At 39.2% G+C, this 26,537-nt stretch carries 24 protein-coding genes; 10 read left to right on the top strand and 14 right to left on the bottom strand.

Features of this window, described 5'->3' with window-relative positions; all coding sequences use genetic code 11:
• Nucleotides 1–39: 39 nt before the first annotated feature.
• Both AB1Z56_RS07290 and AB1Z56_RS07285 read right to left on the bottom strand, forming a co-directional pair.
• Complete coding sequence (locus AB1Z56_RS07290) at nt 40–597, bottom strand: RNA polymerase sigma-70 factor (RefSeq protein WP_426791575.1); 558 nt, start codon at nt 595–597, stop codon at nt 40–42.
• A gap of 217 nt (nt 598–814) precedes the next feature.
• Nucleotides 815–1,519, bottom strand: a complete 705-nt coding sequence (locus tag AB1Z56_RS07285; protein ID WP_046673602.1) for a TIGR00730 family Rossman fold protein — start codon at nt 1,517–1,519, stop codon at nt 815–817.
• A 115-nt stretch (nt 1,520–1,634) separates the two neighbouring features.
• On the opposite strand from AB1Z56_RS07285, the gene recR reads away from it, so the two are divergent.
• Entirely contained in the window at nt 1,635–2,249 is a 615-nt protein-coding gene (gene recR, locus AB1Z56_RS07280) for a recombination mediator RecR (protein WP_313263194.1), read from the top strand.
• Here recR and AB1Z56_RS07275 read toward each other — a convergent pair.
• Genes AB1Z56_RS07275 through AB1Z56_RS07265 form a run of 3 tightly spaced genes read right to left on the bottom strand, consistent with a single transcriptional unit; the run spans nt 2,246 to nt 4,409 of the window.
• A complete protein-coding gene (locus tag AB1Z56_RS07275; protein WP_426791574.1) occupies nt 2,246–3,442 on the bottom strand; it encodes an oxygenase MpaB family protein in 1,197 nt (398 codons plus the stop codon). The genes recR and AB1Z56_RS07275 overlap by 4 nt on opposite strands.
• Nucleotides 3,427–3,780 (bottom strand): hypothetical protein, encoded by a 354-nt coding sequence (locus AB1Z56_RS07270; RefSeq protein WP_426791573.1) that lies wholly within the window; start codon nt 3,778–3,780, stop codon nt 3,427–3,429. Before AB1Z56_RS07270 ends, AB1Z56_RS07275 begins: the two co-directional genes overlap by 16 nt.
• Complete coding sequence (locus AB1Z56_RS07265) at nt 3,777–4,409, bottom strand: hypothetical protein (protein WP_426791572.1); 633 nt, start codon at nt 4,407–4,409, stop codon at nt 3,777–3,779. Before AB1Z56_RS07265 ends, AB1Z56_RS07270 begins: the two co-directional genes overlap by 4 nt.
• A gap of 389 nt (nt 4,410–4,798) precedes the next feature.
• Between AB1Z56_RS07265 and AB1Z56_RS07260 the strand changes: the two genes are divergently transcribed.
• Together AB1Z56_RS07260 and AB1Z56_RS07255 are read left to right on the top strand one after the other, a co-directional pair.
• Nucleotides 4,799–5,650 (top strand): AraC family transcriptional regulator, encoded by an 852-nt coding sequence (locus AB1Z56_RS07260; RefSeq protein WP_426791571.1) that lies wholly within the window; start codon nt 4,799–4,801, stop codon nt 5,648–5,650.
• A gap of 76 nt (nt 5,651–5,726) precedes the next feature.
• Nucleotides 5,727–6,980: an amidohydrolase gene (locus AB1Z56_RS07255; RefSeq protein WP_426791570.1), complete on the top strand. Its 1,254-nt coding sequence runs from the start codon at nt 5,727–5,729 to the stop codon at nt 6,978–6,980.
• Nucleotides 6,981–7,061: 81 nt separating this feature from the next.
• Here AB1Z56_RS07255 and AB1Z56_RS07250 read toward each other — a convergent pair whose 3' ends face one another.
• Nucleotides 7,062–7,649: a hypothetical protein gene (locus tag AB1Z56_RS07250; protein WP_426791569.1), complete on the bottom strand. Its 588-nt coding sequence runs from the start codon at nt 7,647–7,649 to the stop codon at nt 7,062–7,064.
• A 1,012-nt stretch (nt 7,650–8,661) separates the two neighbouring features.
• Between AB1Z56_RS07250 and AB1Z56_RS07245 the strand changes: the two genes are divergently transcribed.
• Nucleotides 8,662–9,756 (top strand): slipin family protein, encoded by a 1,095-nt coding sequence (locus tag AB1Z56_RS07245; protein WP_309359215.1) that lies wholly within the window; start codon nt 8,662–8,664, stop codon nt 9,754–9,756.
• Nucleotides 9,757–9,858: 102 nt separating this feature from the next.
• Entirely contained in the window at nt 9,859–11,280 is a 1,422-nt protein-coding gene (locus AB1Z56_RS07240; protein ID WP_426791568.1) for an RtcB family protein, read from the top strand.
• Nucleotides 11,281–11,360: 80 nt separating this feature from the next.
• Here AB1Z56_RS07240 and AB1Z56_RS07235 read toward each other — a convergent pair whose 3' ends face one another.
• The 4 genes from AB1Z56_RS07235 to AB1Z56_RS07220 all read right to left on the bottom strand — a co-directional run bounded on the left by AB1Z56_RS07235 (nt 11,361) and on the right by AB1Z56_RS07220 (nt 14,722).
• Nucleotides 11,361–12,656, bottom strand: a complete 1,296-nt coding sequence (locus tag AB1Z56_RS07235; protein ID WP_426791567.1) for a chloride channel protein — start codon at nt 12,654–12,656, stop codon at nt 11,361–11,363.
• Between the two features lie 95 nt (nt 12,657–12,751).
• Nucleotides 12,752–13,210, bottom strand: coding sequence for a GyrI-like domain-containing protein (locus AB1Z56_RS07230; protein ID WP_426791566.1), 459 nt, complete (start codon nt 13,208–13,210; stop codon nt 12,752–12,754).
• A gap of 61 nt (nt 13,211–13,271) precedes the next feature.
• Complete coding sequence (locus AB1Z56_RS07225; protein WP_313263203.1) at nt 13,272–14,129, bottom strand: DUF6265 family protein; 858 nt, start codon at nt 14,127–14,129, stop codon at nt 13,272–13,274.
• A 35-nt stretch (nt 14,130–14,164) separates the two neighbouring features.
• Nucleotides 14,165–14,722, bottom strand: coding sequence for a DUF4256 domain-containing protein (locus AB1Z56_RS07220; protein WP_426791565.1), 558 nt, complete (start codon nt 14,720–14,722; stop codon nt 14,165–14,167).
• A gap of 133 nt (nt 14,723–14,855) precedes the next feature.
• On the opposite strand from AB1Z56_RS07220, the gene AB1Z56_RS07215 reads away from it, so the two are divergent.
• Nucleotides 14,856–15,725, top strand: a complete 870-nt coding sequence (locus AB1Z56_RS07215; RefSeq protein WP_309359227.1) for a DUF808 domain-containing protein — start codon at nt 14,856–14,858, stop codon at nt 15,723–15,725.
• An 86-nt stretch (nt 15,726–15,811) separates the two neighbouring features.
• Here AB1Z56_RS07215 and AB1Z56_RS07210 read toward each other — a convergent pair whose 3' ends face one another.
• The 3 genes from AB1Z56_RS07210 to acnA all read right to left on the bottom strand — a co-directional run bounded on the left by AB1Z56_RS07210 (nt 15,812) and on the right by acnA (nt 20,987).
• A complete protein-coding gene (locus tag AB1Z56_RS07210; RefSeq protein WP_426791564.1) occupies nt 15,812–17,197 on the bottom strand; it encodes a WG repeat-containing protein in 1,386 nt (461 codons plus the stop codon).
• 139 nt (nt 17,198–17,336) lie between these two features.
• A complete protein-coding gene (locus tag AB1Z56_RS07205; protein WP_426791563.1) occupies nt 17,337–17,903 on the bottom strand; it encodes a pentapeptide repeat-containing protein in 567 nt (188 codons plus the stop codon).
• Between the two features lie 315 nt (nt 17,904–18,218).
• Nucleotides 18,219–20,987 carry an aconitate hydratase AcnA gene (gene acnA / locus AB1Z56_RS07200; RefSeq protein ID WP_426791562.1) on the bottom strand — a complete coding sequence of 923 codons (2,769 nt, stop codon included), beginning with the start codon at nt 20,985–20,987 and terminating at the stop codon, nt 18,219–18,221.
• A 231-nt stretch (nt 20,988–21,218) separates the two neighbouring features.
• Between acnA and AB1Z56_RS07195 the strand changes: the two genes are divergently transcribed.
• The 4 genes from AB1Z56_RS07195 (at nt 21,219) to AB1Z56_RS07180 (ending at nt 25,184) form a co-directional block, all read left to right on the top strand.
• Nucleotides 21,219–21,749, top strand: a complete 531-nt coding sequence (locus tag AB1Z56_RS07195) for a TlpA family protein disulfide reductase (protein ID WP_426791561.1) — start codon at nt 21,219–21,221, stop codon at nt 21,747–21,749.
• A gap of 113 nt (nt 21,750–21,862) precedes the next feature.
• Nucleotides 21,863–22,804: a homoserine O-acetyltransferase MetA gene (gene metA / locus AB1Z56_RS07190; protein ID WP_309359237.1), complete on the top strand. Its 942-nt coding sequence runs from the start codon at nt 21,863–21,865 to the stop codon at nt 22,802–22,804.
• Between the two features lie 61 nt (nt 22,805–22,865).
• Nucleotides 22,866–23,069: a hypothetical protein gene (locus tag AB1Z56_RS07185; protein WP_309359239.1), complete on the top strand. Its 204-nt coding sequence runs from the start codon at nt 22,866–22,868 to the stop codon at nt 23,067–23,069.
• A 111-nt stretch (nt 23,070–23,180) separates the two neighbouring features.
• On the top strand, nt 23,181–25,184 hold the full coding sequence (locus AB1Z56_RS07180) for a M13 family metallopeptidase (RefSeq protein WP_426791560.1): 2,004 nt from the start codon (nt 23,181–23,183) through the stop codon (nt 25,182–25,184).
• A gap of 70 nt (nt 25,185–25,254) precedes the next feature.
• Here AB1Z56_RS07180 and AB1Z56_RS07175 read toward each other — a convergent pair whose 3' ends face one another.
• On the bottom strand, nt 25,255–26,469 hold the full coding sequence (locus tag AB1Z56_RS07175; RefSeq protein WP_426791559.1) for an MFS transporter: 1,215 nt from the start codon (nt 26,467–26,469) through the stop codon (nt 25,255–25,257).
• Nucleotides 26,470–26,537 lie beyond the last annotated feature (68 nt).

Genomic DNA, 26,537 nt, shown 5'->3' with positions numbered 1-26,537 from the left:
CCAAATTGGGCTGATACCCTGACAAGAACAGGAAAAAAATTATAAAGTAATCAGAAAGCGCTGAATACCAGTGCGTATTTTTTTTAAGGCACGACTTAATTGGGTTTCGACCGTTTTCACAGAGATGTTCATGTGCTCAGCGATCTGTTTATAAGTGAGCCCCTCTTCGCGGGATAATTTGAAAACAAGCTGGCATTTTTCAGGCAGTTCCGAAACAAGCTGATCCAGCCGAACACGAAGTTCTTCAAACTGAAGCCAATTTTCCGTCGAGTTATCGAAATCCGCCCATTCCGTATCGTGTTTAAAAGCTTCCTGCTTGTATTGTTGTGCCAGATATTTAAAGACTTTGTATTTAACGGCTACAGCGAGGTAGGAGGCGAGATTGCTTTCAATTTGGAGTTGATGGCGTCTCAGCCAAAGCGAAGTAAAGATGTTTTGTACGATTTCCTGCGCGTCTTCCAACGAATTTGTTTTGCGTGCAGCCTGGTAATAAAGCTTTTTCCAATAACGATCATACAAAGCTTCGAAAGCTAAGTTGTCGTCTTGTTGAATCAACACAATCAACTCTTCATCTGAATGGCCTCCAAAATCTTTCATGCAAGACAATAATTTGTTTTTCTACGGTTATACGACGTGAAATGCTAATTGCGCTATAAATGTAGGTACTAAATTAGGAATAATGCAACTTTAATATATAAAAGCTGGTTTTGAATAGCTAAACGCCTATTTTAAAAAGGCAAAGGGGGGGCAAATGGGCAAAAAAAAAGAATATCTGAATCAACAAATACTCTTTTTTCTTTTAAACAGATACTTCTTAGAAGTTTGGTTTCAACAAGTACTTGTCGTAGAATCGGAAAATATGATCCGCAGCCTCTTCGGCAGTATCGACAATACGGTACAGTTTCAAATCTTCTTCGCTGATATATTTGTTAGGAATCATTGTATTCTGAACCCAATCCATCAATCCTTTCCAATATTCAGAGCCAACCAATACAATCGGGAAGCGCGCAATTTTGCCTGTTTGAATCAGTGTTATTGCTTCAAAAAGCTCGTCCATTGTTCCGAAGCCTCCTGGCATAACAATATAACCTTGAGAATACTTCATGAACATCACTTTTCTGACGAAAAAGTACTTGAATTCAAGTAGTTTGTCGCGATCAATATATTTGTTGTGAAACTGCTCAAATGGTAATTCAATATTCAGACCAACAGACTTTCCTCCAGATTCATAAGCACCTTTATTGGCTGCTTCCATAATACCAGGTCCACCGCCCGAAATAATACCATAACCGCGTTCTGTCAATAAACTGGCAATATCTACCGCCATTTGATAATATTTGTGCTCACGTGGTGTACGTGCTGATCCAAATATAGAAACACAGGGGCCAATTTTTGCCAATTTCTCAAATCCGTCCACAAACTCTGACATCACTTTAAAAATCTGCCATGAGTCCTTTACTTTAATTTCCTGCCATGTTTTGTTTTCAAATGCGCGGATAATTTTATCTTCTTTTGTAATGTCCATATATAACGTTATACATTTAATTTCTAAAACCCAATTTTTCAAAAAGGAATACAATATAGCTATTTTTTTAATACTAGCTACTTTTTCTTATTATTCTTACATTTGCAGTATGAATTTTTCTTCTAAACTTCTTGAGAATGCCGTTGCTGAATTTGGAAAACTACCAGGTGTAGGGCAAAAGACAGCATTAAGACTGGTTTTGCATCTGCTGAAGCAATCCGATGCAGATGTAGCCCGTTTTACAGCCTCTATCGATCGCTTGAAAGAAGATATTCAGTATTGCCAGGAATGCTTCAATATTTCGGATCACAGTATATGTGAGATATGTACCTCCTTCAAACGTGATAAAAGCTTGATTTGTGTTGTAGAAGATACACGTGATGTGATGGCCATTGAAAATACAAATTCCTACCAAGGTGTATATCACGTATTGGGAGGGTTAATTTCGCCAATGGACGGTATTGGTCCTGCGGATCTAAAGATTGAGGGATTAATCAATCGGATTCAAAGAGGTGAGGTAGAAGAAGTTATTCTGGCACTTTCAGCAACAATGGAAGGAGATACCACCATTTTTTATTTATACCGTAAATTGCGCGAGTTTGATGTTAAAATTACAACCATTGCCCGCGGTATAGCATTTGGTGGCGAATTGGAGTATGTCGATGAGTTGACCTTAGGACGATCCATTGCGACACGGGTGCCTTACGAGCGCAACGTTGGTTAATTGTATTTCAGATAGATTTGTTTCACACCCTCGTGTACCTTTCTTCCTTTGTGGATCTGTTGTTGTCGCCATAAGCTATCGGTAACCATACGATTTGCTTTTTTATTTTTTAAAATATTCACATAAGCAATTTTACCGAGTACCGTTTTCTTTAAGCCCAATAGTGAACACGAATAGTCTCCCAATAGATAATGATTGTAATAGAGATGAATTTCACACATAAGCTTTCTTCCCCATTTGTTTGTGGGGTAGGCTGCATTAATCGGTTCTTCCATGAGTGCTTTCGCTAAGGCTAAACTATCCTGATCTCCTGATCGTTGGGTCATCGTCCAATAATACAAAGCTTCAATAGCTTGCTCCTCTGTGTCGGGTAGAAGTTGAAGGGGAATACCCAGCAATGTCCCGATAAATTTCCAGACATGAAATACACCTTCAACCTCGCTTTTCAATATATTGAATTTCATGCGTTTTAGCCCTGTTAGATAAACAAGAGAGAATCCGAGGTTGGTCGCAAGCATATCCCATGTGTTTAAAGGGGCACCCCATTTTTCTGATTGCCACTGACCGTGCTTTAGAATGTTTAATCGTGCATACGAATGGATACATCGGGTGAGTAGGATGGCCTCAATACCGATATTACCCTTTTTCAGCGCATTATCACCAGTGATATCCACCCAAAAGGTGACCGTTTCGGTGAGCCGTTTGACAGCACCTTTTTTTAATGCGCCTGTAAAAATTAAGGGTTTATTGATGGCACTGGATTCATAGCCCCCCATGAGGACATAATCGCGTAGTACGATAAGTCCTGATAAGCCAGAACGTTGACTGAGGCCAATACCTTGTTCTATTTTATTCCAATCTAACCAAGAAGGGTTGAGATCTAATGTATTTAGAAAATTCAGCAATACGGCTTCGTATGCAGCAGCAATAGGTTTACCTGCAAGTGCATCTTTGAGCAGTTGTTGACCTTGAGCGAAACCAATTTTTAGGTGCAGCTGCTCGACAAGTTGATCGCAGCTCTTGTCATATTGATCGAGTAAAGGGGTAAATTGATCGGCAGCAGCGATCGAAGGTTTAGTCGGCAATTTGCGAAGCAGTTCGACACCAAGACCCTTTGACCAATAGAAAGAAAATGAACTTGTATTAAGTTGATAACGTTTGGGTATTCGCCTATCTTTTATTGAATTGTCCAAGATGTATAACCTCCTGTTAATGTGATGGTATTATTTGATTTGTTAAACTTAAAGTCTATGTAGTCAGTTTGGCAGGACAAGATATCACTGCAGCAGAATTGTCGATCAATCTTAAAATGAAGTCTGAAGGAACCCGTGTTGTTCTCCATATTACATAACAATGCACTTATGCCAAAGTCGCTTAGATGTGGTCCACCGTCTTTATCTTCCAATTGATCGATAACGTAATCATTGATTTCTTTCTGATGTTTTTCAATGAATGGCAGGAGCTCATGATCGGTGAATGGAATGCTTAAATCGTTTTTTTCTACTGGGATTCTGATGTTAATTTCTGTCATCTTATTATGCTGTACGAATAAAGATCCCTCCAGTTTGGGATATATAAACTGAAAATTGCTTCTGTTTCCTTTGGGGTCTTATGAGCAAATTTACAGAAAGCCTTTAGAATAATTAGATTGATCTGTTCTTTTTTAAAATCAATTAGTCGATTTGAAAATTGAAATCCACCTTTAACGATTCTAAAATCGCTTTTGGGTAGTTTATGGATAGTTACTGTTGTGACATCATATATATCCAATTGTTCCTCCCAGTATGCAATTTGCTTGATGACTTCATGGTAGAGTAGTTCCTGGCTCCATTTGTGCAGTAATTTCAATGTATTTGTGCTCTTCTTTTGATACACGCATATACTTGTCGCTGTCAATTCAATGGTTGCTAGCGTTGTGGAAGGATAGATCTTGACCAAATAAGGTTTTCCAAATAGGTAGTAGGGATCTTCTAGATAGGAATAGGATATACCTTCCGATTTACTTTCTGGAGGGTTTAACTTGATGTACTCTTTAAGGAAAGCAACATCGCAATGTACTGGAGCATATACACGATAGGGTGATGAACTACCCAAAATTTGGATATAATCTTTATTCCAGGGAACTATTTCATAGAATATACTGCCAATTTCGATTTGCATTGCTCAATTTTAAAATTAGATATGGGGCGTCGGCATTCAAGATCGCTTGATACCCTATCAGCTGTGTTAAAGTAACATTTTTTTATATTAAACAATAGTTATAATCGTAATAATTTTCTTTTACAAGGAGTCCAAACAATAAGAGTTTCGTATGAACAAATTGTAGCTTACGAGTAATCAACTTCGGACTGTAAGTAGTATGTCTGTACGATGTAACCATGGTAAATGCACTATGGAAAGGTGGACTCAACCTGGACTTACTGTGGACTCAATGTGCATACAGTACGAACTTGGGCACTATTTAGTAGTAATTTCTAGCATTGTTGTCAGCTTTCACTAGCTTTTGTTTTTTGTTTTAATATTTAGATACTATCTTTGGAATACTGATTATGTATCAACCCAACGACCATTTCCCAATATTAGACCTGCAGAAATTTCAGGAAGGAATTATCGCTGACCGCGATTTGCTTTTTCATGAGCTCATTGGTCCACGGGAAATTAGTGAACCGCATAAACACGATTTTTTTATCCTTTTATTGTTTCAGGAGTCTGTAGGCACACATACAATAGATTTTGATCGTTTTGTACTTGGCAGAAATCAGCTACATCTGGTTTTTCCGGGACAGGTACATCAGTGGCAGATGGCAGATCCTACCTATGCATTGCAGCTTATGATCAGTAGACGCTGGTTTGAGAGCCTGTTGCCCGCATTGCGGTTTCCCATTTCTTACTATTTGAAGCATTTAGTCATCAATCTTTCCGAAACAAGCTTTCAATCGTTACTAGTTGAATTCAAGGCAATTTCTGAAAATTTGATGGAGAAGGAGATTTTATGGGAATTGGTATATGCACGGCTTAAAGTTATCTCACTTATGATCAGTAAGATTGTTCAGGATAATTTTGATGATTATGAACAATATCAGGATAATCCGATTATGGCAAAATTTGTTCAGCTTATCGATGAATGGTATAAAAGTGAAAAATCAGTCGCTTTTTATGCCGAGAAGCTAAATATTTCCGCAAATTATCTGAATGTTTTAAGTAATCGGGTGTTACAAAAGTCAGCTTCATTTTTGATTCAGGAACGTGTATTATTAGAAGCAAAGCGCTTGCTGAAAATTTCGGATAAAACGATCAAAGCTATTGTCTTTGATCTCGGGTTTTACGATAACGCAAGCTTCAGCAAGTTTTTTAAAAGCCATACGAATATGACCCCAAGTCAGTTTAAAGCGCAGCCATAATATCTACACAAGCTGTGATAATTCGTACAAAGATCATTGTCTCAAATCACTTAGCTTTGGTGAAAATCGTATAGGCATGAATGAAATCAATCAAAATCAAGATACTTATTTGTTGAAGAATGTTTTGCTAGAAACAGGCTTTCTTTATGAGAAAGAAGAAATTGTTGCTACGAAAACGGCATTATTTGATATTCAAATTGAGGCAAATAAGATAAAAAATATTGAGCCGGCGCAATTGGCGACGAATGGAAAAGGCTTTGATGTGAAAGGTAAATTGGCCTTACCACCATTCCGTGATATGCACATTCATCTGGATAAAACATTATATGGTCTACCCTGGAAGGCGATATTTCCGAAAAACAGGACTGTAAAAGATATGATTGCCAAGGAACAGGTAATCATCCCTGAATTGTTGAAAACCTCTGTTGAACGGGCCGAAAAATTAATAGGGTTATTGCAGGGATACGGAACAAATTTTGCACGCACTCATTTTAATGTAGATCCAACATCGGGGACAAAGTCATTGGAGCATTTGTTACTGGCGCTGGAACATTTAAAATATTCCTTTGCTGCAGAACTGGTCGCATTCCCCCAACATGGCTTATTCTATACAGAATCCGCGAAGTTAATGGAGGAAGTTGCAAAATGGGATCAAGTAGATTTTATTGGTGGTTTGGATCCATTTAGTATTGATGGCAGTATCGAGAAACCGATGGACTTGACGGTTCGACTTGCATTGGATAATAATAAAGGAATCGATATCCACTTGCATGAAGGTGGAGAATCAGGTGTGAAGACTATTCATTATTTGATTGATAAAGCATTGGAAAATCCGGCTTTGCAGGGACGTACATTTATCAGTCATGCTTTCGCCTTAGGCTACATGCCGAAAAAAGACTTAGAATATACAGCCGAGCGACTGGCAGAATCAAAAGTTGGCATATGTAGTTCGGTTCCCTTCCGCAATATGTTGATGCCATTTCGGGAATTGAAAAAGGCGGGAGTGGAAGTTTTTGTAGGGAACGACAATGTTCAGGACCATTGGGGTACTTTCGGGAGTGGTAATATGCTTCAAAAAGCTAATCTCACCGCACAATTGTATGGTTATGAAACTGAATTCGAGCTATCCCGTTGCCTTCGTTATGCGACCAATGGCAAAATTCCGCTTGATGACCAGGGAAATTCCGTGTGGCCAAAAGTAGGAGATGATGCTAGCCTCCTTTTTGTCGATGCTAGTTGTTCGGCAGAAGCAGTTTCTCGTATCTCGACCGTGGATGGGCTTATTCATCAGGGAAATGTTGTCAAATGGAATAATAGTTCCCAAGCTTAATTGAAAGTAGCAAATAATCATAAATTGAAAATGCCAATTTATTGTCTAGAAAATTGGCATTTTCAATGCTGGAGGGAACGTTTAGTGTAGGAAAGTCGTCTTGCAGTAATCTATTTTATAGGAACCTTGCTCATTGACCAATTGAACTTCATTTTTTGTTCGGATGTTATCACCATAATCAATAAATACGATAAATTTGCTTTCCGTTATTTTGTCGATTTTAACATCCTTGATATCCAATGCGTCATCATTACCTCTTCCAAATAACCAGGTTTCCTCCGTATATAAGGGATAGATTTTTTTCCATTTGGCCTTGTAAGCTGCCTCAGCTTTGGGTAGTTCTTCATCCGTGAGGTTAGATGGTCCGTAAATTTCATTGGCATCTTTTAAAAAGGCTTGGAATCGCTTGGTACATAATGCATCCTCTTTATCCAGATAGTAACAATATTTTCCAGATGCGGAACCTGTACATTGAAAAATTCCTTTCAACCAGGTTTCAGCTTGCTGATGCTGACCCACTGCCGTGTCCTGCTCCGCTGTCCTTGTGCCGTCTTTGAATGGTATTTGCTTTGCAGGATGATTTGCAGTAGCACTTTTATGGTCTTGCGCTGAATTTGTACAGCTTGCTAGCATGCAAAACAGCACTATTGTTGCATATAAACTCTTCATGTTTTGATATTGTCTTAATCTAGGTATAAAATTAGGATATAAATCGCATAACGTGATCACGGATTTCCGCTATATTCGACAGAATATTCACCCAAAAATCCAATTTCCCATTCTTTCTGAAATAAAGCAGTGCTCCGTGCGTGTATCGTGCGCGGTATGGACGCAATGAATCTGCGTAGTTAAGGGATTTTATTTTTTTTTATACTAATTCATTTATTTTTATTTTCTGTATATCAGTGTTTTATGTTTATTTTTAGATTTTTAATATTTCTTTTTGTTGTTACGCCAATTCCCTGCGCATTAACCCAACGATATTTGTAATGTCAACAATGACAAACGTTCTTTGATGGAAATTATAGCGAAAAGCTTTAAGATATATACTTTATCGTAAAGTATAAAGAAGCCTTTCTTCTTCAGATGGCATCCTGGTCACCTGTTTCAATATAGCAGGTTAGTATTGTCCTCTATGAGATTCAATATACTGATAAAACGAGAAGATGAGAGGAAAATGCTAGTGTTAGAGGTTCGAATCCTCTCCTGTAAAAAAGGTAGCTCAAGGGTAGAGCATAGCAGTTAGTTGTGGGTCGTAGGTTCGATTCCTACTCCTGAGCAATCGGGATAGTTCAGTCTGGTTAGAACAACAACACAATCGTGTGGGTTCGAATCCCACTTCCATTTTCGGATGGAATAGCATAAGGGTATTGCACCGAACTGTTCATTCGGACGTTCAAAGTTAAGATCTTCTTTAAAAAGGTCATTTGGTAGAAGCTTGCTATCTTTTATCCTGCTTATGTGCTGTTTTCAGTGACGGAGCAATTGATTGATGGCCTGAGATTCCTAAGATGTGGTATTTGCATTTATACTAAAAAGTCATGACCAATAAGATGGGGTATTTGTTCACTGACTTTTTTTGTAAAAGCAGGCACCCGGACTTTTGAATCCCGCTTGAGGTCAAGGGATAAAAAATAGCAGGTTTTATAATAGAAATGATGAAAATTTAAAAGAATATACAATGAAAAGAGTACAGATAACTACAGACGAAATCGGATTGGTTGTTAAAAACAATGCGGTGATCCGTGTTTTGAAATCCGGTAACTACTGGTTGGGATTTGGTGAAAAACTAGAGAAGTACACGACTACTCATCCATTTCCTTCCGGTCGCAATGTCGATGTACTGTTGCAGTTGACAGGTTTTCGCGAATTGGTCGATATCGTTGAAGTGGGTGATACGGAGATCTGTCTTGTTTTTTTGAATGGTAATTTTGAAAAGACGTTAGCGTCTGGCAGGCATGTTTTTTGGAAGGAATTGCGTGAACGCAGATTTCAATTGGAAGACATTACGGAGATTGAGATCCCTGCATCTGTTAATCGTCTATTGCTGGAGAAGCAGAGCTTAGGCTATTATGTACGTCAATATAAGATTGACCCAAATGAGAAAGCATTGCTTTTTGTGGACGGTGTGTTTGTGGATATTTTGAAGTCAGGAACGTATTGTTGGTGGAAGAATACAAAAACCATAGCGATTTCAAAAGCTGATATGAGAGTCTTGACCCTGGAAGTGGTAGGACAGGAGATCTTGTCCAAAGATAAGGCACAGATCAGAATCAATTTCACGCTGCAATATCAAATTGTGGATATTGTCAAAGCGCTATTGGATAATAAAGAATATGAAAAGCAATTGTATTCATTGATGCAGTTGACCTTACGGTCCTATATTGGCCAGATGACTTTGGACGAGTTGATGGAGCGAAAGACTGAAATACAGGGGTATGTCTTAGAAAACACATTGCCACAAGTCGCGGGCTTGGGTATAACATTGTTGACCTGCGGCGTTAAAGATGTTATTCTACCAGGAGATGTGCGGGATATCATGAACCAGGTGTTGATTGCGGAGAAGAGGGCGCAGGCAAATAGCATCATGCGTCGTGAAGAGACTGCTTCAACACGGAGTTTGTTGAATACTGCGAAGCTGATGGAAGAAAACAGTATGTTGTTTAAATTGAAGGAAATGGAATATGTCGAAAAGATTGCTGAAAAGATCAATACGATTTCGGTTTCCGGAAATGGACAAATTGTTGACCAACTCAAGCAATTGTTTGTGAAATAAAAGATTAATAAGTTGAAAGAGGTGCAGGTAGCAACGTAAAGAGATGTTGTTACCTGCTTTGGAGAAGTTGTATGGCGGCTCCATCAAAAAAGAAAGTAAAAAATGGAAAATAAGAGGATAAATGGCAATGATTTAATTGCATTAGGGTATAAAGAGAATCATTCCTTGGGCGTGGCATTAAAGATCAATAGTAAAAGACACGGTTTTACGCGGGTAGAAATGCTCGAAAAGTTCAAGTCTGTCCTGGAAGATCCGACCGGGTATTCAGAAGATGCTGTTTTCGGAATTTTGGCCCATGCCATACTTGGGCAAGAAGCTGTTGATAAGTCGTTAATTGCATTGAACGAAACTCCGGCGGAATATACGATTTATGGCGCGTCTGAGATCGAGACAGGAGCGAAAACACAAATGAGTGTCGCCATGAAATTACCTGTTTCTGTTGCGGGAGCATTGATGCCAGATGCACATCAAGGATATGGGTTGCCAATTGGTGGAGTACTGGCGACTAATAATGCGGTGATTCCTTATGGGGTCGGTGTCGATATTGGCTGTCGTATGGCTTTGTCGATTTTTGATTTGCCAGCCTCGTTTTTGGAAGAGAATTTAATGACATTGAAAGACATTATTCTGCGTAATAGTAAGTTTGGTGCTGGCAATGGATATTTGAGACATGAACGTGTAGATCATGCTGTATTGGATAACGAGTTGTTCACTGAGAACAGCTTCCTTTCCGCATTGAAGGATAAAGCCTGGACGCAATTGGGATCTTCAGGTGGGGGGAATCATTTTGTGGAGTTTGGTATAGTCGAATTTGAGGAAAGAGATGAGGTTTTGAACATTGAAAGCGGAGCCTATTTAGGTTTGTTGACACATTCAGGTTCAAGGGGAATGGGCGCTACCATTGCAGCACATTATACTAAGTTGGCCAAATCTTTGTGTAAGTTGCCTTACCAAGCGGAAAATCTGGCCTATCTGGACCTGGACAGCCATGAAGGGCAAGAATATTGGCTAGCGATGAATCTCGCCGGCGATTATGCCTCAGCTTGCCATGAAGTGATCCATGAAAAGATTACGTTGGCTTTAGGGGCCGAATTGTTGGCGAAGGTTGAAAATCACCACAATTTTGCATGGAAGGAAACTTGGAATAGTCAAGAGGTTATTGTCCATCGAAAAGGTGCTACGCCAGCTGCAAAAGGGGTAATGGGGATTATTCCAGGCTCCATGGCTACACCCGGTTTTTTGGTTCGTGGAAAAGGGGAGTCGAATGCGATACAATCGGCATCTCATGGGGCAGGTCGACTAATGAGCCGTACACAAGCGATTAAAACGCTATCTTCCCATGATCTCCATTCGATGCTTAAAGATAAAGGTATTATGTTGCTTGGGGCAGGGATGGATGAAGCGCCGATGGCCTATAAAGACATCCATACTGTAATGGCTTCACAAAAAGATCTTGTTGATGTCGTGGCAAAGTTTTCGCCCAAGTTAGTCCGTATGGCAGATGACGGGAGCAGGGAAGATTAAATCATGAAAAAAGTGCCTCAAATGTATTTGAGGCACTTTTTTATTGTAATTTGATCATGTTTGTTGATCAATGAGTGAGATTAAAGTGGTTTGGCTATCGCCACTTCCTTATAGGTGTATACATTATAAGGATATAGTTTTTTTGCCAGTGCTTTCGCAATAAAACTGCTGATGAGTAGCGGTGCTAGTAATAAATACCCTGAAGGAACAAGGCTTGCGATAATAAAGATCGCCGTAAATGGTGCGTGTATAGCCGCAGAAAGCATTGCTGCAGCACCAAAAAGAGCAAAATTAATAACCACCAATTGGGTGCCTAGGTAATGATTACAAAGCTGTGCAAACAAAACGCCTAACAATGCACCGGTAACAATACTTGGGGCAAAAACGCCGCCATCACCACCTGCACCTAACGTCAAAGAGGCTACAAAAGGTTTTAAGAGAACAAGCAGGATCAGCGGAAGAAAGTATAGTACATTGACAGAATCATGCAGACTGCTTTTTAGAATTTCTCCAAGACCATGATAGCTGTCGCCATAGAGTGCCGGCAAGAAAAAGATAAACGTCCCTACAGTGATTGCGCCCAAATTGACACGGATAAAATTACTTTTTATGCCTGCAAAATAGGACTTCGCATAAATTACAATTTTAGTGAAATATAACGCTAAAATCCCACCAATCAGTCCTAAAATAGCGACAAAAGGGATCGCCTGCCATCGCCATGCTTTTACTTCAAATGTAAATAATGGACTTGCGTCAAGGTAATAAACAAATACGGACGCTACAGCCATTGAAGTTAGTCCACTAATGAGTAAAGTCTTATTATATCGCCGTGCAATTACCTCAAATGCAAAAAGAAAACCACCCAATGCGCTTCCAAACAACAGTGTGACTCCAGCAATTACGCCTGCGCAGATCAACTCGGTTTTGTAAGCCCAGGCAGGATGTAATCGCTTATACGCTTGGTTGCCTACTGTGGCTGTGGCAACAACTGTGGAGACTTCAACACCGGTTGAACCACCAAAAATTACCGTTAGAAAACCATTGATATAATGTGAAGGAATCTTAAAAAAAGGCAAATGGTCTTTTCTTGTTTCCAATGTCGTATAGATTTCTTTGATCCCCTTGTTTTTTCTGTTTTGAAAAGCGTATTTCCTTAAGAAGTAAATAGCTGTAATACCTATGCTGGGTAAAATAATAAATAGTTTAGGATCCCAGGAAGATACTCTTTCAAACAGTTCGTCCTGTACATACCCTGTACTGTGTTTGAGGCTATATGCCAATAAACAACAAATGATACTGACGAGAGCTGAACTTCCAATTAATTTTAAATAGCTATATCGAACAACTTTTTTTCTGTATGTCGTATTGCCTTGCATAATGTTTTTCTTTAAGTCGGCACAAAGGTAAGTGTTATTTAGTTTAAAATAAATGATAAATACCTTACGACATACTTTTTGTTACGATATACCCCCTAATGGATACCTATGTATATATCCACCCTTGCGTCTTGTGGATTTTGGGCTTTTTCGCCATATATTTCGAAGTCTGCGGCATACGTTCTTGGTAAATCCGAACTCCATATCTTTTGCCAAGTTTCATAAACGATACCATCTTCTAAACTTCCCTCTGCTGTAAAATGTTGATAATGATTTTCAGCGATATGAATACCATCCAAGTCTTCGGGTACTTCTTCAAGATTGCTTACTTTACAGCCCAAGAAAGTGGTATAAGGTAAGGTGTGATCCTTTTCATATTCGGTATAGATACAGTAGAGGTCGCTGGATATCTTGTTGGGAATACGGCTTAATACATCTTCTTTAAAAAAGCGGGTCCAAAGTTCCGGAATGTCCTTAGCTGCCTGTCCATCTTGGTTGCTCGTACGGATGGCGAGGCCAATTATACTGAATGAAGGGATTATTTTATTTTTCATGTCTTTTAGTTTTCCCCAAAGTTAGACCGATAAATGACAACGGTATGTCACGACCAAAGAGCTAATGTTGTTTTTTCCAGATTTTATCTACTTGGGAAAGATATTCTGCCAATGCAGCTGAACCATACCAAGGGTAAAATGAAGCATCCAAGAGTCCATTTTTTATCGCTGGATCGCTTTCTAAAATATGCTTTGCCGCATCAATTGAAGCCATGTTATTTAAAATAAAAAGACCTCGAAAGTTATTGTCATTTTTTCCAAATGGGCCAGCAACAATCAGTTGTCCATTTTTTACGAGACGATTGATATTTTCCATGTGACCTTTGAAACATTCATTAATGAATTGTTTGTCTGTTGTTTTATTTTCGCCAGTTTTGAGGAGGACAAAGATGTAGGATTTCATTCCATAATCATCAGCCCCTAATTTTTTTGCGAGCTCCTGATCGTAATTTGGGTTCGCCTCAGTCGTTGTGGGTACGACTTTAGTTGCATAAAAAGACCTACGTTTTCCCGACTTTCCTTCCACTACAATATGAAGTCGATTTGTAGCGACGGGTGTATACCGAATGTAATTGGGGAAATCATGGGCCTCATTGACAAAAGAATAGGTACTATCCTGATAATTTAGCTCAAAATTAACTTCTTTCCCATTGTTTTGTCCGATGACCAGTGCTGTATATATGATTTTATCCTTTATTTTGGTCAATTTTAGGTATTCACTGACTATCTTTTGGCCATTTTTCAACGCATAGGAAAGGCCTTTTAATTCATGTTCGTTTATACGATCCCATTGTTCGTATTCCTCTTTATTGTCAACCTTCCACGTCCCTTCTAAGAAGGAAGGGAAAGATACTTGTGAAAAAATCGGTTGAGCAGCTCCCCAGCAAAAGAGCAAGGTGGCGATTAAAATTGTTTTCATATAGGTTTTATATTTTGAAGGTTAAGTACGTTTAATTAAAGAAAAAGAATGGCGCGAAACCCACGTGCTGCATAATAGGAGATTGCACCATTATGATAAGTAAAAACTTGATTGTAACGTCTGTCACAAAACAAGGCGCCACCAAGCTTACGTATAGCCTCTGGTGTTTGTATCCAGCTGGAAGTTTTTAAATCAAATTCACCTAACATTTGGAGTTGGCGATACTGTTCTTCAGAAAGTAGCTCGGTCCCCATTTTTTTAGCTTCCTCAACAGCACTTCCAATAGGCTTATTTTCCTTCCTTTCATCTAAGGCTCTTTGGTCAAAACATAGGCTTCTTCTTCCTTTAGGACTTTCTGCTGTACAATCCACAAAAGCATACTGCTTTTTGTTTGGATCAATAATAACAAGGTCGGGTTCGCCAGCGCTCTTTTCCATTTGGAACAAGCTCCATAATTTCTGGGGATTTTCAAGTAACTTATGAGCTACCTCGTCCCAACTGATCTTTGGATGTCTTTTAGGGAATTTATGAAACCTTTCTTTGAGCGTTTCAAGTAGCAATGACTGTTCCTGTTGTGTAAGTGAATTTTTCATAATGGTTGTCCTTGTGGTATTAAAATTACGTATTTAAATCCAATGTAATGTAGCTTGATATTGCAAATGAATTAAATTCCTTATTTCAAAATTGAATTAAATTTATATTTTTACGTTCAATTTTTATATAAATATGGCTTCAGGAATATTTGCAATTCTAGATGATATTGCAGCGTTGATGGATGATGTAGCAGTAGCGAGTAAAATCGCAACAAAAAAAACTGCCGGAATCTTAGGTGACGATTTAGCGGTTAATGCCGAGAAAGCGACTGGTTTTTTGGCTTCACGCGAGCTCCCAGTTTTATGGGCAATTACAAAGGGCTCACTGCTCAATAAGTTGATCATTGTGCCAATAGCATTATTATTGAATGTCTTTTTTCCAATTGCCATCAAATATATTTTAATCTTGGGCGGTTTCTATCTTGCTTTTGAAGGTGTTGAGAAGATTATTGAATACCTGTTCCATCGCAAACATGCTACGGAAGAAACAAAAGTAGAAGCTGTCGTTGCTGAAAACTCAGTTGCCGCTGAAAAAGCGAAGGTGAAATCAGCTATTACGACAGACTTTATTCTTTCCGTGGAAATCGTCATTATCGCTTTGGGAACAGTTCTAGGAAAAAGCTTATCTATACAAATTATTACGGTTTCGGTTGTTGCTTTCTTAGCCACAGTTGGAGTTTATGGTATTGTAGCACTTATCGTTAGAATGGACGACGCAGGTTATAAATTGATTAAAACCTCCCATGAAAAGGGTCCTGTTGCGAGCCTGGGTCGGTTTTTGGTCCGTGCGCTACCCTTTGTTATCAAATTATTGGCTGTTGTAGGTACATTTGCTTTAATTTTGGTTTCAGGCGGAATATTCGCCCATTATATTGATTTCTTACACCATGCACTACCAGCTCTGCCAGGAATGATAAAAGAGCTTTTATTTGGCCTAGGAGGAGGTATTATCGTGGTGATTTTATTTACGCTTGGCAAAACCCTGTTTAAAAAGAAAAAATAACCCCATACTGATCTTCGATGATCAGCAACAGTATAACAAAAAAAAGGCAGCAGATATATCTGCTGCCTTTTTTTTGTTTCTGCTCCTTAAATTATCTCTGTCGCCTCTGCCGCAGCATCTATTTCTACACGTTCACCTTTTGTATTAATCAAAATGACATCGTCTGAATCCGCTAATGATACAGAAGCCACACCATCACTGAAAGAGGTGGCTCCGCTGTATATAAGTGGTATTGCTACTTTTCCCTGACCATCTAAATAACCATACTTTCCATCTTTACTGGCAAGAAAGAGATTGGGTTCTTCTGTAATTGAAATTAAATCGTAATCGAGCGCAACGATTTTATTGGTCTTTATATCATTAAGATTATACCTGTCGTTTTCGATGCTGACGAAATGCGTTGAGTTATTTTCAGAAATATAGCTATACGTTGCTGGCACAATTATTTTGCCCGTTTGATTCAATACGCCATATTTATTTTTCAGTTGAAATACAGCATACCCCCCGTTAATGAATGATATCATGTCATAATTTGCTGAAATCAAAATTTTGCCTGATTTATCCATGACCCCATATTTTTCGTTTAGTCCAAAAACCAGTTGACCAAGGTGATCATCGTAGCCTAAATAATCGTATTGAAAGGGGATGATTGGTTTGCCGGTGAGATTAATGGCGCCATATTTTTCATTTTTATATTGAACTATACTAAGTTCGCTAACAAATGGTGCGATGTACAGGTATTGCGCTGGTACAATTGTTTTTTCTTCGCCGTCTTGCACCCCCACAAGGTTAGTTGCGGCATCTTCAAATAAATACATATTTTCAGCAATCTGGTTGCTCTCTTCCGAATCTTCTTCGTCGTCATAAATGGATGCTACTTGCTCATAATCCTCAGGCACGATAAAGTCCTTGTCGTCCAGTTGGCTATCGGCGATTGTCTGCGCGATCATATTCATTCCCAGGGGTGTTGTTAGCTGCAGTACGGCCCCGGGGATTTTTTTAAACAGATCAAATCCCTCCCAATAGGCGACCGGTAGTTTATCGCTATACCAAATCGATAAGGTGCTGTTTTCCTCGTTATCTTCCGAAATTGGAATTTCGACCTGAGCTAGTTTGCAGGGATAACCAGCAATCATTTTCGTCTGGTTTGGAACGAATTTGATCGCATGTGGGCTAAGTTCATTTTCTTTTACGACATATTTTGCTAGTCCTGGGTACAATATAACCGACTGCTCTTCATTTTTTTTAACAAGAAAGATGGACTCTTCTCCGTCTCCAGAAGCCGATACAACCTTTATTTTATCATTGTTAACATAAGCTTCATAGACAGAAGCTGGAGCCGATTGCGCTTCTTCGCTAGGATCGACGGAATACGTAATGGCATAGTTGATCTTGAATGCTTTATTGATTTGCGCAAACGACATTGTGCTGGCCGCTAAGATAGCTGCGAATGATAGGGATATTTTTTTCATCTTCTTAAACTTTGAATGACAAATATCCTGATTCAAAGTAAGGTGTTTTATCCCTGAAATCCGTTATTTAACGATAAATCAAAATATCGCAATCGTATACATTGATTTTCGGGATGTAGTTGAATGGCAGTTCCGAGATTTAATCAATAGTCAGCTGATATTTAAGCAGTAAACCGGGCAGTTGTTCCTGACCAAATTTGCTTTTTTTCATACGATTCGCCTCTGGATCTAGCTGGATATTGATCGAAGACCGAAAATCACAGCCCTCGAGATTGCATTGTACAAAACGGGCATTTAACAAATTCGCTTTTTTAAACACTGCCTGTTGAAGATTGGCCCGTTCAAAATCCACATGCTGCAAAGAACATTCTTCAAACTGGAACTTCTTGATATTTCTTTCAAAAAAAGAGGAGTAATCCAGAACCGAGTTGCTAAAATTGACATGAAAGGAAAATGAACTACATTCATTGAAATGTATGCCTAGCATTTTGCAGTTATCAAAAACAACATGATCTAATTGTGTACCCTTTAGACTGGCATTGGAAAGATTGCATGATTTAAATTCACAATTTGTGAATAGGAGATCAACGAGTTCTGCGTTCTGGAAATCACATTGCTCAAAGGTGCATTTGTAGAATTCCTGAACTTGCTTCAGTTCAGGGGTAAAAGTTTGTTTCGTGATTGTTTGTTCGAAAAGTTCTTCCATTCTGTATCGTGTTGGCATTGATTTTAGCGAAAATAAGCAATTCTGCCGAATGATTTGACTTTAAAATAATGATTTGACTTTAAAATAAAGTCAAAGGCGCTATTTCCCCTTGCGAACAAAATACCTGATTTCAGGGATAAAAAGGGGGATTTTTTATAGCTATTTTTGGTATAGCCATAAAACATAATTCTTGGGGTGCTGGGGGTAAAACTGACGTATTGTAGAACTCTGGTAGGTTTTTATATAGTTTGTTAAAGGGCACTGATCAGTGCCCTTTACTTTTTTAGCTATTTCGATGCTCTAATTTGGACAATGTTAGTTGTTCTTTAAATACTGACGCAGCACATATTGTAGAATACCGTCATTCTTAAAATACTCTATTTCAATGGCTGAATCGAGTCTTGCTTTCACTTGAAATGTGGTTACTGTTCCATTGTCATGTACCGCCTTTACCGAGAGAAGTTTATGGGGTGTTAAATCGGTCTCAAGTCCCGAGATACTATAGACTTCTGTTCCATCTAATCCTAATTTCTCTGCGTTTTCGTCATTGATAAATACAAGAGGTGCTACGCCCATACCGACAAGATTACTTCGGTGAATACGCTCGAAACTTTCAGCAATAACCGCCCGTACGCCAAGAAGGAATGTTCCCTTTGCTGCCCAATCTCTTGAGGAACCCGAACCATACTCTTTTCCTGCTAATACGATGAGGGGGGTATGATCTTTACGGTACGCCATCGCGGTTTCATAGACCGTCTTCACCTCATTGGTAGGAAAATAACGGCTAAATCCACCTTCACGATCGGTAATTTTGTTTTTGATACGCACATTAGCAAATGTTCCGCGCATCATGACTTCGTGGTTCCCACGCCTGGATCCATAAGAATTAAAATCTTGTTTACTTACCTGATGTGATGTGAGGTATTGTCCAGCTGCAGTTTCTTCTTTAAATGACCCTGCGGGTGAGATATGATCCGTTGTAACCGAATCACCGAGATAAAGTAACACCCTTGCATTGTGAATATCCTGTATGGGATTAGGTACAGCTTGTAAAGCTTCAAAAAATGGTGATTTTTTGATGTAGGTTGACGTGTTGTCCCACTGGTAATTTTGATCAAGATTCACTTCAAGTTCTTGCCAATCTGTTGATCCGTCGAAGATGACATCATAGACTTCCTGAAAATCCGATTGTTTGACGCAGGCATTGACGGTTTCGATAATATCCTCCCGGCTTGGCCAGATATCTTTCAGATATACGGGCTGACCGTTGGGGTCGTAATCCAATGGTTCCTCCAAGAGATTAATATCAACTCTTCCGACTAGTGCATAGGCAACAACAAGCATTGGAGACATTAAGAAGTTCATTTTTACCTGTGGATGCACACGTGCCTCAAAATTTCGGTTACCGGACAATACGGAAGCAACAATCAGTTCACCTTTTTCTACCGCCTCAGCTATTTGTGGTGGCAGAGGGCCGGAGTTCCCAATGCAGGAGGTACAACCGTAGCCCACGGTGTGAAAACGTAGGGCGTCAAGATCAGCACTAAGCCCTGATCTTTCAAGGTATTGTGTAACGACTTTTGAGCCCGGGGCTAAAGAGGTCTTTACCCAGGATTTGGTGCGCAGCCCACGTTCGATGGCGTTACGGGCCAATAATCCGGCACCGATCATAACAGTAGGATTCGAAGTATTGGTACAGCTTGTTATGGCAGCAATGGCGATACTGCCATCACTGACAATATATTCCTTATGATTGTGTTTGATGCGAACGGCATGAATAGACTCTTGGATAACTTCATGTGGTGAATCATGTTCGACAGGTACCTTCCCAAAGGTAAACTCTGTACCAGAACCGCCGTCGGCAAGCCAGGCAGATTCCGATCGTTGTAGAACAGGGACATATTGCCGATGGTGCTCGCTGTCCAAGAGCTGTGAAAATGTAGTTTTCAAATCCTTCACTAGAATTTTATCCTGAGGCCTTTTGGGGCCAGATACAGTTGGCTCTAAGCTTGATAAATTGAATTCAACAACCGACGAATATTGAATTTCTTCCTTGCCTGTGCGCCAGAGTAGATTGCTTTTACAATAATCTTCAACAATTTTAATCTGTTCTGCACTTCGATTGGTGCTATACATATATTCTAGGGTTCGGTCATCAATCGGGAAATAGGTGACTGTACAGCCAAATTCTGGGGACATATTGGAGATTGTTGCTCGATCTGTGACCGAAAGGCTGTCCAATCCATCTCCAAATACTTCAACAAATTTGCCCACAACACCTGTATCGCGCAGTATTTTTGTGATTGAAAGGACCATGTCTGTCGCCGTGCATGTCGCTGGTATTTTGCCCGTAAGCTTAAGGCCGATAACTTCTGGACAGGTAAAAAAGATAGGTTGTCCGAGCATGGCTGCTTCAGCCTCAATGCCGCCAACTCCCCAGCCCAATACACCAATGCCATTGACCATTGGCGTATGTGAATCCGTGCCTACCAATGTATCAGGAAAAAGCCAATTGTCGCGTTCAATGACTCCTTTGGCAAGGTATTCCAAATTGACCTGATGGCAGATCCCCATACCTGGAGGAACAACGGTAAAATTTTTTAATCCTTTCTGTGCCCATTTAAGGAGTTCATAACGCTCGCGATTACGTTCATATTCCAACTCGACATTCTTGTCATACGAGTACTCTGTACCGAAATAGTCGACCTGAACGGAATGATCAATGACCAGATCCACAGGGATGGCAGGATTTATTTTCTGTCCATCTTTGCCATGACGGATAAATTCGGCACGTAGCGATGCCATATCGACTACAGCAGGCACTCCGGTGAAATCCTGCATTAAAATTCTGGCCGGTTTGAAGGGTATATCTTTGTCGATAGGTTGTGGAGTCCAATGAATCAAGGTGTTAACATGTTCGTCCGTGATACTGAATCCATCATGGTTACGCAATACATTTTCCAGTAGTATCCGGATACTGAATGGTAAGTGTGTAATGTTACCATCAGGAAGATCCTGAATAGAACTATACCGGTAAACTTTTCCATTAATTTCAATTTCTCGTATTGATTTCTCTTTGCTCATATTCATTTACTTATTTTCATAGTATATAATATACATATCCTTAAATTTGTTTGTAATATCTTTTACATATATCTTTTAACTTTTGCATTCCAAATCGAAATTTAAGCCTATATCGCTGCAAAAAGCCGCGCTAAAAATAGGGTGAAGAAATTTGATTAATTTTCTGATTTAAAAACAATCAAATTAGGATACAAACGTTATGTTAATGTTTAGGCTTAGAAATAGTGTTGTATGACAAAAAGAGTAAATTGTAATCTCCTTTTATTGGTTAGTTTATTGTTTTGTACTCCTTTTTTGGGTAAAGCAAGCAAGCGTTGTGTTGTCGAGGAGGAGAATAAGAGCAGGACCGAGGGATACGATCTTAGTTTTAGGGACAGTAAAAACAATGTGGTGAGCTTAGATCAGCTCAAAGGGAAAGTTGTGGTGATTAATCTATGGGCAACTTGGTGTCCACCTTGTCTAGCTGAAATGCCTTCCTTGGATCAACTTTATAGGGACTTTAAGGGCAACGACAGTATTGTTATTTTGGCTGTCGATATGGATGGAAATCTTAGCACCTCGAAGAAATTTATGGCGAAAAGGAAATATAGTCTACCTGTCTATCAATTAAATTCGGCCTTACCGAATGGATTGAGTACCAAAAGCATACCCACAACAATTATCTTGGACAAGGCTGGCAAGCTCGTCATTAAGCATGTAGGTGGAATGAATTTTGGGTCGCAGAAATTCAGGAAATCCCTAATGGATTTAAGTAAGGAATAGATTTTAGTGTTGGAGACTATAGCAATATAATGGAAGATAATTTATGTTTCATTTAGCATTTATGGCATTTTCTTGCTAATTTTGCATGCTAATTGTATAAGGAGAAATTATCTATGCCAGTCAAACTTCCTAATAACCTTCCTGCCATTGAGCTGTTGAAGAAGGAGAATATATTTGTCATGAGTGATTTAAGAGCAAACGAGCAGGACATTAGACCACTTCGCGTTTTAGTACTGAACTTAATGCCGCTTAAAATTACGACAGAGACAGATTTTATTCGTTTGCTGTCAAATAATCCTTTGCAGGTAGAAATGGAATTTTTGCGACTTGAAACACATGTTTCAAAGAATACCCCCGAGGAACATTTAGAAATGTTTTATAAAAGCCTGACGGAGGTTAAGGAGAATTTCTACGACGGAATGATTATTACAGGAGCTCCAGTTGAAATGGTTGCATTCGAGGAAGTGACCTACTGGGCTGAAATTCAGACCATCTTCGATTGGGCAAGAACCCACGTAACATCAAGTTTGTATATCTGCTGGGCCTCTCAAGCCGCATTGTATCATTTCTATGGTGTAGAGAAAAAGCCATTAGAGGAAAAGCTTTTTGGTGTATTTAAGCATACTACGTTAAACAAAAGACATCCGTTATTTCGTGGATTTGATGATGAGTTTTTTATTCCGCACAGCCGCCATACGACCATTGAGAAGGATGATCTCCTGGCAAAAGAGGGGATAGAAATTCTTTCGGAATCGCCAGAAGCAGGTATCGCTATTGTTTCTTCACGCGGAGGGCGGGAATTTTATTTGACTGGACATTCAGAGTATGCTCCTTTTACATTGGATGAAGAGTATAAAAGAGACTTAGAAAAAGGGCAGGAGATTGCTATGCCGGCAAATTATTATGTCGATGACAATCCCGAGAATCGTCCTCTAGTACGCTGGACAAGTCATGCGAATCTGCTTTTTAATAATTGGTTGAATTACTTTGTATATCAAGAGACTCCTTTTGATCTGAAAGATGTAGTTTACTTAGGCGAGATCAAACAAGGATAATTTAATTCATTCAAACAAAAACAGCTAAAAGAGCATTCTATTTATATTGAAGTGAATTGATATGAAAAAGACTGCTTTATTTTGTTGTACTGAGCTTTCAGTTTTTTTACTGAAAGCTCAAGTTACCCGAGAAGAAAATCAAAAGCTCAAAGAAGCGAGTGGCACTTTATGGTATGCTAATCCATGGGTCTGGATCGCCGGTGTTGCCTTGTTCTTACTGATTTTTATCCTTGTACTACGTAAATCAACACGCAGTAAAGCATAGACCTAACTATGCTTCTTAGTTTTAGTTATCCTTAGCATCATATTTGTTGCATCAACAATAGAAGAACTTTTGTTAAGTTTGTGTATAGCGATAAACAAACTAAATTTTTATATGAAGAAAAATCTACTTTTAGCAGCTTTGTTAGCCTGTGGTTCATTGGCGGGCCATGCGCAAAATAATGCAATCAATGTAAGTTACATGGATAAGAGTGTTCGTCCTCAAGACGACTTTTATAATTTTGTGAACGGGCAATGGATGAAAACAGTTAAAATACCTTCCGATAAAGCACGTTGGGGTTCATTCGACGAGTTGCGAGAAAATACCGATATTGCTACTTTGAAGGTTTTGCAAGAATCGCTAACTGGACAATTCCAAAAGGGTACAGACAATCAGAAGATAGGTGATTTGTATAAATCATTTGTGGATATGAAAACACGTAATAAACTTGGTTTAGAGCCTGTTAAACCTTATATCGATAAAATTGCAGCAATCAAGAATTTTGATGATTTATATAAATATCTTGTTGAGGTAGCACCCATTGGTGGAAATCCTTTTTTTAGTGGCTATGTATATGCGCATCTTAAAAATTCCGATGTTAATACAATATACCTTGGCGGAGGAAGTCTAGGTTTAGGGCGTTCATATTATCAAGTAAAAGACAAGAAGAACGAAGAAACCTTAACGGACTATTCAAATTATATTTCTGCACTTTATGCTAAATCGGGCCAAGTTACGAAGGATTTAAAAGGTCCAAAAATTGTTGCCTTTGAAAAGCAGATGGCCACAAACCTTAAAACTGTTGAGCAATCACGTGATGCTAATGGTCGATATAATCCGATCGCTGTAGCTGATCTAAAAAAGATCGTGAAAAACGTCGATATTGCAAAGTATCTAAAGGATGTCGGTTTCAAGGCTGATACTGTTATTGTACCGGAAATAAAGTATTATGAAAATTTGGATCGAGTTTTCAATCCTGAAAATCTACCGGTGATCAAAGAGATATTGACATTCCATATCTTAAATAATGCAGCATCATATACTACACAGGATCTAAATGATCTGTATTTTGATTTCTGGGGACGTAAGTTAAAAGGACAAAAGGAGCAGCGTGCTTTAGATAAGCGTGGAGTAGAATTTGTCAATTCGATTGCAGGTGAGCTATTGGGGAAATTGTATGTGAAAGAAAACTTCCCTCCAAAGGCCAAAGCTGAAGCTGAAGAACTTGTAAGCTATCTTGTTAAAGCTTTCGGACAGCATATCAAGGGACTGGCTTGGATGTCGGATGAAACAAAAGTAAAGGCATTGGACAAACTGGCTAAGTTTAAAGTTAAAATTGGTTATCCGGATAAATGGAAGGATTATAGCAAACTTGATGTTGGTACTTCGTTGTATGAAAATGTATTAGCCTCGAGTAAATGGGCATTTTACCAAAATTTGGCTAAACAAGATAAGCCAGTGGACAAATCTGAATGGGGGATGACGCCGCAGACTGTAAACGCTTACTATAGTCCATTATTTAACGAAATTGTCTTTCCGGCAGCTATTCTTCAGTCGCCGTTCTATGATTATAAGGCTGATGCTGCAGTTAATTTTGGTGGTATCGGCGCGGTAATTGGTCATGAACTTTCGCATGGATTTGACGATCAGGGTGCGAAATACGATGGAAACGGAAACCTGAACAACTGGTGGAGCGACAGTGATAAGGCGAAATTTGAAGCAGCGGCTGATGCTTTGGTACGTCAATTTGAATCTTATGAACCTGTACCGGGCATTTTTGTGAACGGTCGCTTTACATTAGGAGAGAATATAGGGGATTTGGGAGGTTCATCAGTTGCTTTTGATGCATTGCAACTTTATCTGAAAGATAAAGGAAATCCTGGATTAATAGATGGTTTTACGCAGGATCAGCGCTTTTTCCTTTCCTGGGCAACTATCTGGAGAACGAAGACTACAGATGAGTTTGTGGTCAATCAAGTGAAAACTGATCCACATTCTCCGGCACAGTACCGTGCTTTTGCGCCGATCATTAACCTAGATGCTTTCCATAAAGCTTGGGATACAAAGAACGGCGACAAAATGTTTGTTCCGGTCGATAAACGTATTAAAATTTGGTAGGTTATCAATAAATAAACAAAAACGGGTGTATTTAATTCTAAATACACCCGTTTTGTTTATTTAGTTTACGCTATTTCATCCATCTCAGAACCATATAGAATCCGATTGCCGTTGCAGATAAGGTCAATGCAGTTGCCCACCATAGTGTTGTAAAACCAAAGGAATCGACAATACTGGTCCCCAAAAGCGGCGAAAAAATATTTGCAGCCGAAAAAGCAAGGGAATTGAAGCCCATGTATGCTCCTTGTGTTTTGGGTGTCGAGCGGTTAACAGAAACCGTTGCCATAAAGGGCAATGTCAACATCTCACCTAAACCAAAAATAAAGAATGTGAAATATAACCAACCAAGTCCGCCTGTAAGATTTAGCATGGCATAAGAGCTGGCACATAAAAATGTTCCAAAGACGAGTGTGCTAATTAACGAGAATCTTTTTTCAGCTATATGGACAATAAACATCTCCAGCAATACAATAACGAAACCACTCCAACCCAGTAAAAATCCGATTTGATGGTCGTTCAAATGATGAACCTCACGGTAGAAAAGCGGTAAAGTCGTAATCAGCTGAAAGAAACAAAAGGAGAAAATACAACAAAAGATATTGAATAAGACAAATGGTAAGTCTGTATAAGGATTTCGTCCTTTTTGAGTCAATTCGTTTTCAGGAGTAATCTCTTTTTTTGATTTGATATCGCTTCTTTTTTCTCGTTTATGAAAAAAGACAAAGAAAATCACTGCAGCGCAAAGGACGGCAAAAGAATTTCCATAAAAGATCCAATTGAATGAGATGGTGGCCAAAAAGCCGGCAACCGCTGGGCCGATTGAAAACCCCAAATTTATGGCTAGGCGATTCAATGAAAAAGCACGCGTGATATTTTCTGGTTTAGCGTAACTCGCCACTGAGACCGAGTTTGCAGGTCTAAAGGCATCGAAGATTAAGCTTAACGTGAAAATCATGATGGATAACGACTGCACCTCTTTGAAATGTGGTATCAGTAAGAATAAAGGAGCGGCCAATATGAGACTTCCGAACTGAACCTTGAAACTACCAATTCGGTCAGTCAGCCAGCCACCTATATAGGAACCACAAACGGAGCCGAATCCATAACTCATCAATACCACACCGACCTGTTTAATGTCAAAATGTAGAACCTGGGTCATATAGAGGCCAAGAAAGGGAATCACCATACTTCCCATTCTATTGATGAGCATAACTATGGCAAGTAGCCATGCGGCTTGAGACAGTCCCTTAAAGGAGTCGAGGTATATCGATAAAATTCTCTTCATTGAATGATGAATCAGCTTGTATAGATCGTATGAGTTTTTTAGTTCATACGTCTTCTTGTCGTATTGGT

The sequence above is a fragment of the Sphingobacterium sp. WOUb80 genome (assembly GCF_050058145.1).
Classification (GTDB): domain Bacteria; phylum Bacteroidota; class Bacteroidia; order Sphingobacteriales; family Sphingobacteriaceae; genus Sphingobacterium.
Note: the sequence above shows the minus strand (reverse complement) of the source record. Positions and strands in the feature narration are given on the sequence as shown.

What these genes read in the sequence shown, in the direction of transcription:
- AB1Z56_RS07290 (WP_426791575.1), bottom strand. Translation starts at nt 597, where the DNA reads ATGAAAGATTTTGGAGGCCATTCAGATGAAGAGTTGATTGTGTTGATT.
- recR (WP_313263194.1), top strand. Translation starts at nt 1,635, where the DNA reads ATGAATTTTTCTTCTAAACTTCTTGAGAATGCCGTTGCTGAATTTGGA.
- AB1Z56_RS07270 (WP_426791573.1), bottom strand. Translation starts at nt 3,780, where the DNA reads ATGACAGAAATTAACATCAGAATCCCAGTAGAAAAAAACGATTTAAGC.
- AB1Z56_RS07265 (WP_426791572.1), bottom strand. Translation starts at nt 4,409, where the DNA reads ATGCAAATCGAAATTGGCAGTATATTCTATGAAATAGTTCCCTGGAAT.
- AB1Z56_RS07260 (WP_426791571.1), top strand. Translation starts at nt 4,799, where the DNA reads ATGTATCAACCCAACGACCATTTCCCAATATTAGACCTGCAGAAATTT.
- AB1Z56_RS07255 (WP_426791570.1), top strand. Translation starts at nt 5,727, where the DNA reads ATGAATGAAATCAATCAAAATCAAGATACTTATTTGTTGAAGAATGTT.
- AB1Z56_RS07250 (WP_426791569.1), bottom strand. Translation starts at nt 7,649, where the DNA reads ATGAAGAGTTTATATGCAACAATAGTGCTGTTTTGCATGCTAGCAAGC.
- AB1Z56_RS07245 (WP_309359215.1), top strand. Translation starts at nt 8,662, where the DNA reads ATGAAAAGAGTACAGATAACTACAGACGAAATCGGATTGGTTGTTAAA.
- AB1Z56_RS07240 (WP_426791568.1), top strand. Translation starts at nt 9,859, where the DNA reads ATGGAAAATAAGAGGATAAATGGCAATGATTTAATTGCATTAGGGTAT.
- AB1Z56_RS07235 (WP_426791567.1), bottom strand. Translation starts at nt 12,656, where the DNA reads ATGCAAGGCAATACGACATACAGAAAAAAAGTTGTTCGATATAGCTAT.
- AB1Z56_RS07230 (WP_426791566.1), bottom strand. Translation starts at nt 13,210, where the DNA reads ATGAAAAATAAAATAATCCCTTCATTCAGTATAATTGGCCTCGCCATC.
- AB1Z56_RS07225 (WP_313263203.1), bottom strand. Translation starts at nt 14,129, where the DNA reads ATGAAAACAATTTTAATCGCCACCTTGCTCTTTTGCTGGGGAGCTGCT.
- AB1Z56_RS07220 (WP_426791565.1), bottom strand. Translation starts at nt 14,722, where the DNA reads ATGAAAAATTCACTTACACAACAGGAACAGTCATTGCTACTTGAAACG.
- AB1Z56_RS07215 (WP_309359227.1), top strand. Translation starts at nt 14,856, where the DNA reads ATGGCTTCAGGAATATTTGCAATTCTAGATGATATTGCAGCGTTGATG.
- AB1Z56_RS07210 (WP_426791564.1), bottom strand. Translation starts at nt 17,197, where the DNA reads ATGAAAAAAATATCCCTATCATTCGCAGCTATCTTAGCGGCCAGCACA.
- AB1Z56_RS07205 (WP_426791563.1), bottom strand. Translation starts at nt 17,903, where the DNA reads ATGGAAGAACTTTTCGAACAAACAATCACGAAACAAACTTTTACCCCT.
- acnA (WP_426791562.1), bottom strand. Translation starts at nt 20,987, where the DNA reads ATGAGCAAAGAGAAATCAATACGAGAAATTGAAATTAATGGAAAAGTT.
- AB1Z56_RS07195 (WP_426791561.1), top strand. Translation starts at nt 21,219, where the DNA reads ATGACAAAAAGAGTAAATTGTAATCTCCTTTTATTGGTTAGTTTATTG.
- metA (WP_309359237.1), top strand. Translation starts at nt 21,863, where the DNA reads ATGCCAGTCAAACTTCCTAATAACCTTCCTGCCATTGAGCTGTTGAAG.
- AB1Z56_RS07185 (WP_309359239.1), top strand. Translation starts at nt 22,866, where the DNA reads ATGAAAAAGACTGCTTTATTTTGTTGTACTGAGCTTTCAGTTTTTTTA.
- AB1Z56_RS07180 (WP_426791560.1), top strand. Translation starts at nt 23,181, where the DNA reads ATGAAGAAAAATCTACTTTTAGCAGCTTTGTTAGCCTGTGGTTCATTG.
- AB1Z56_RS07175 (WP_426791559.1), bottom strand. Translation starts at nt 26,469, where the DNA reads ATGAAGAGAATTTTATCGATATACCTCGACTCCTTTAAGGGACTGTCT.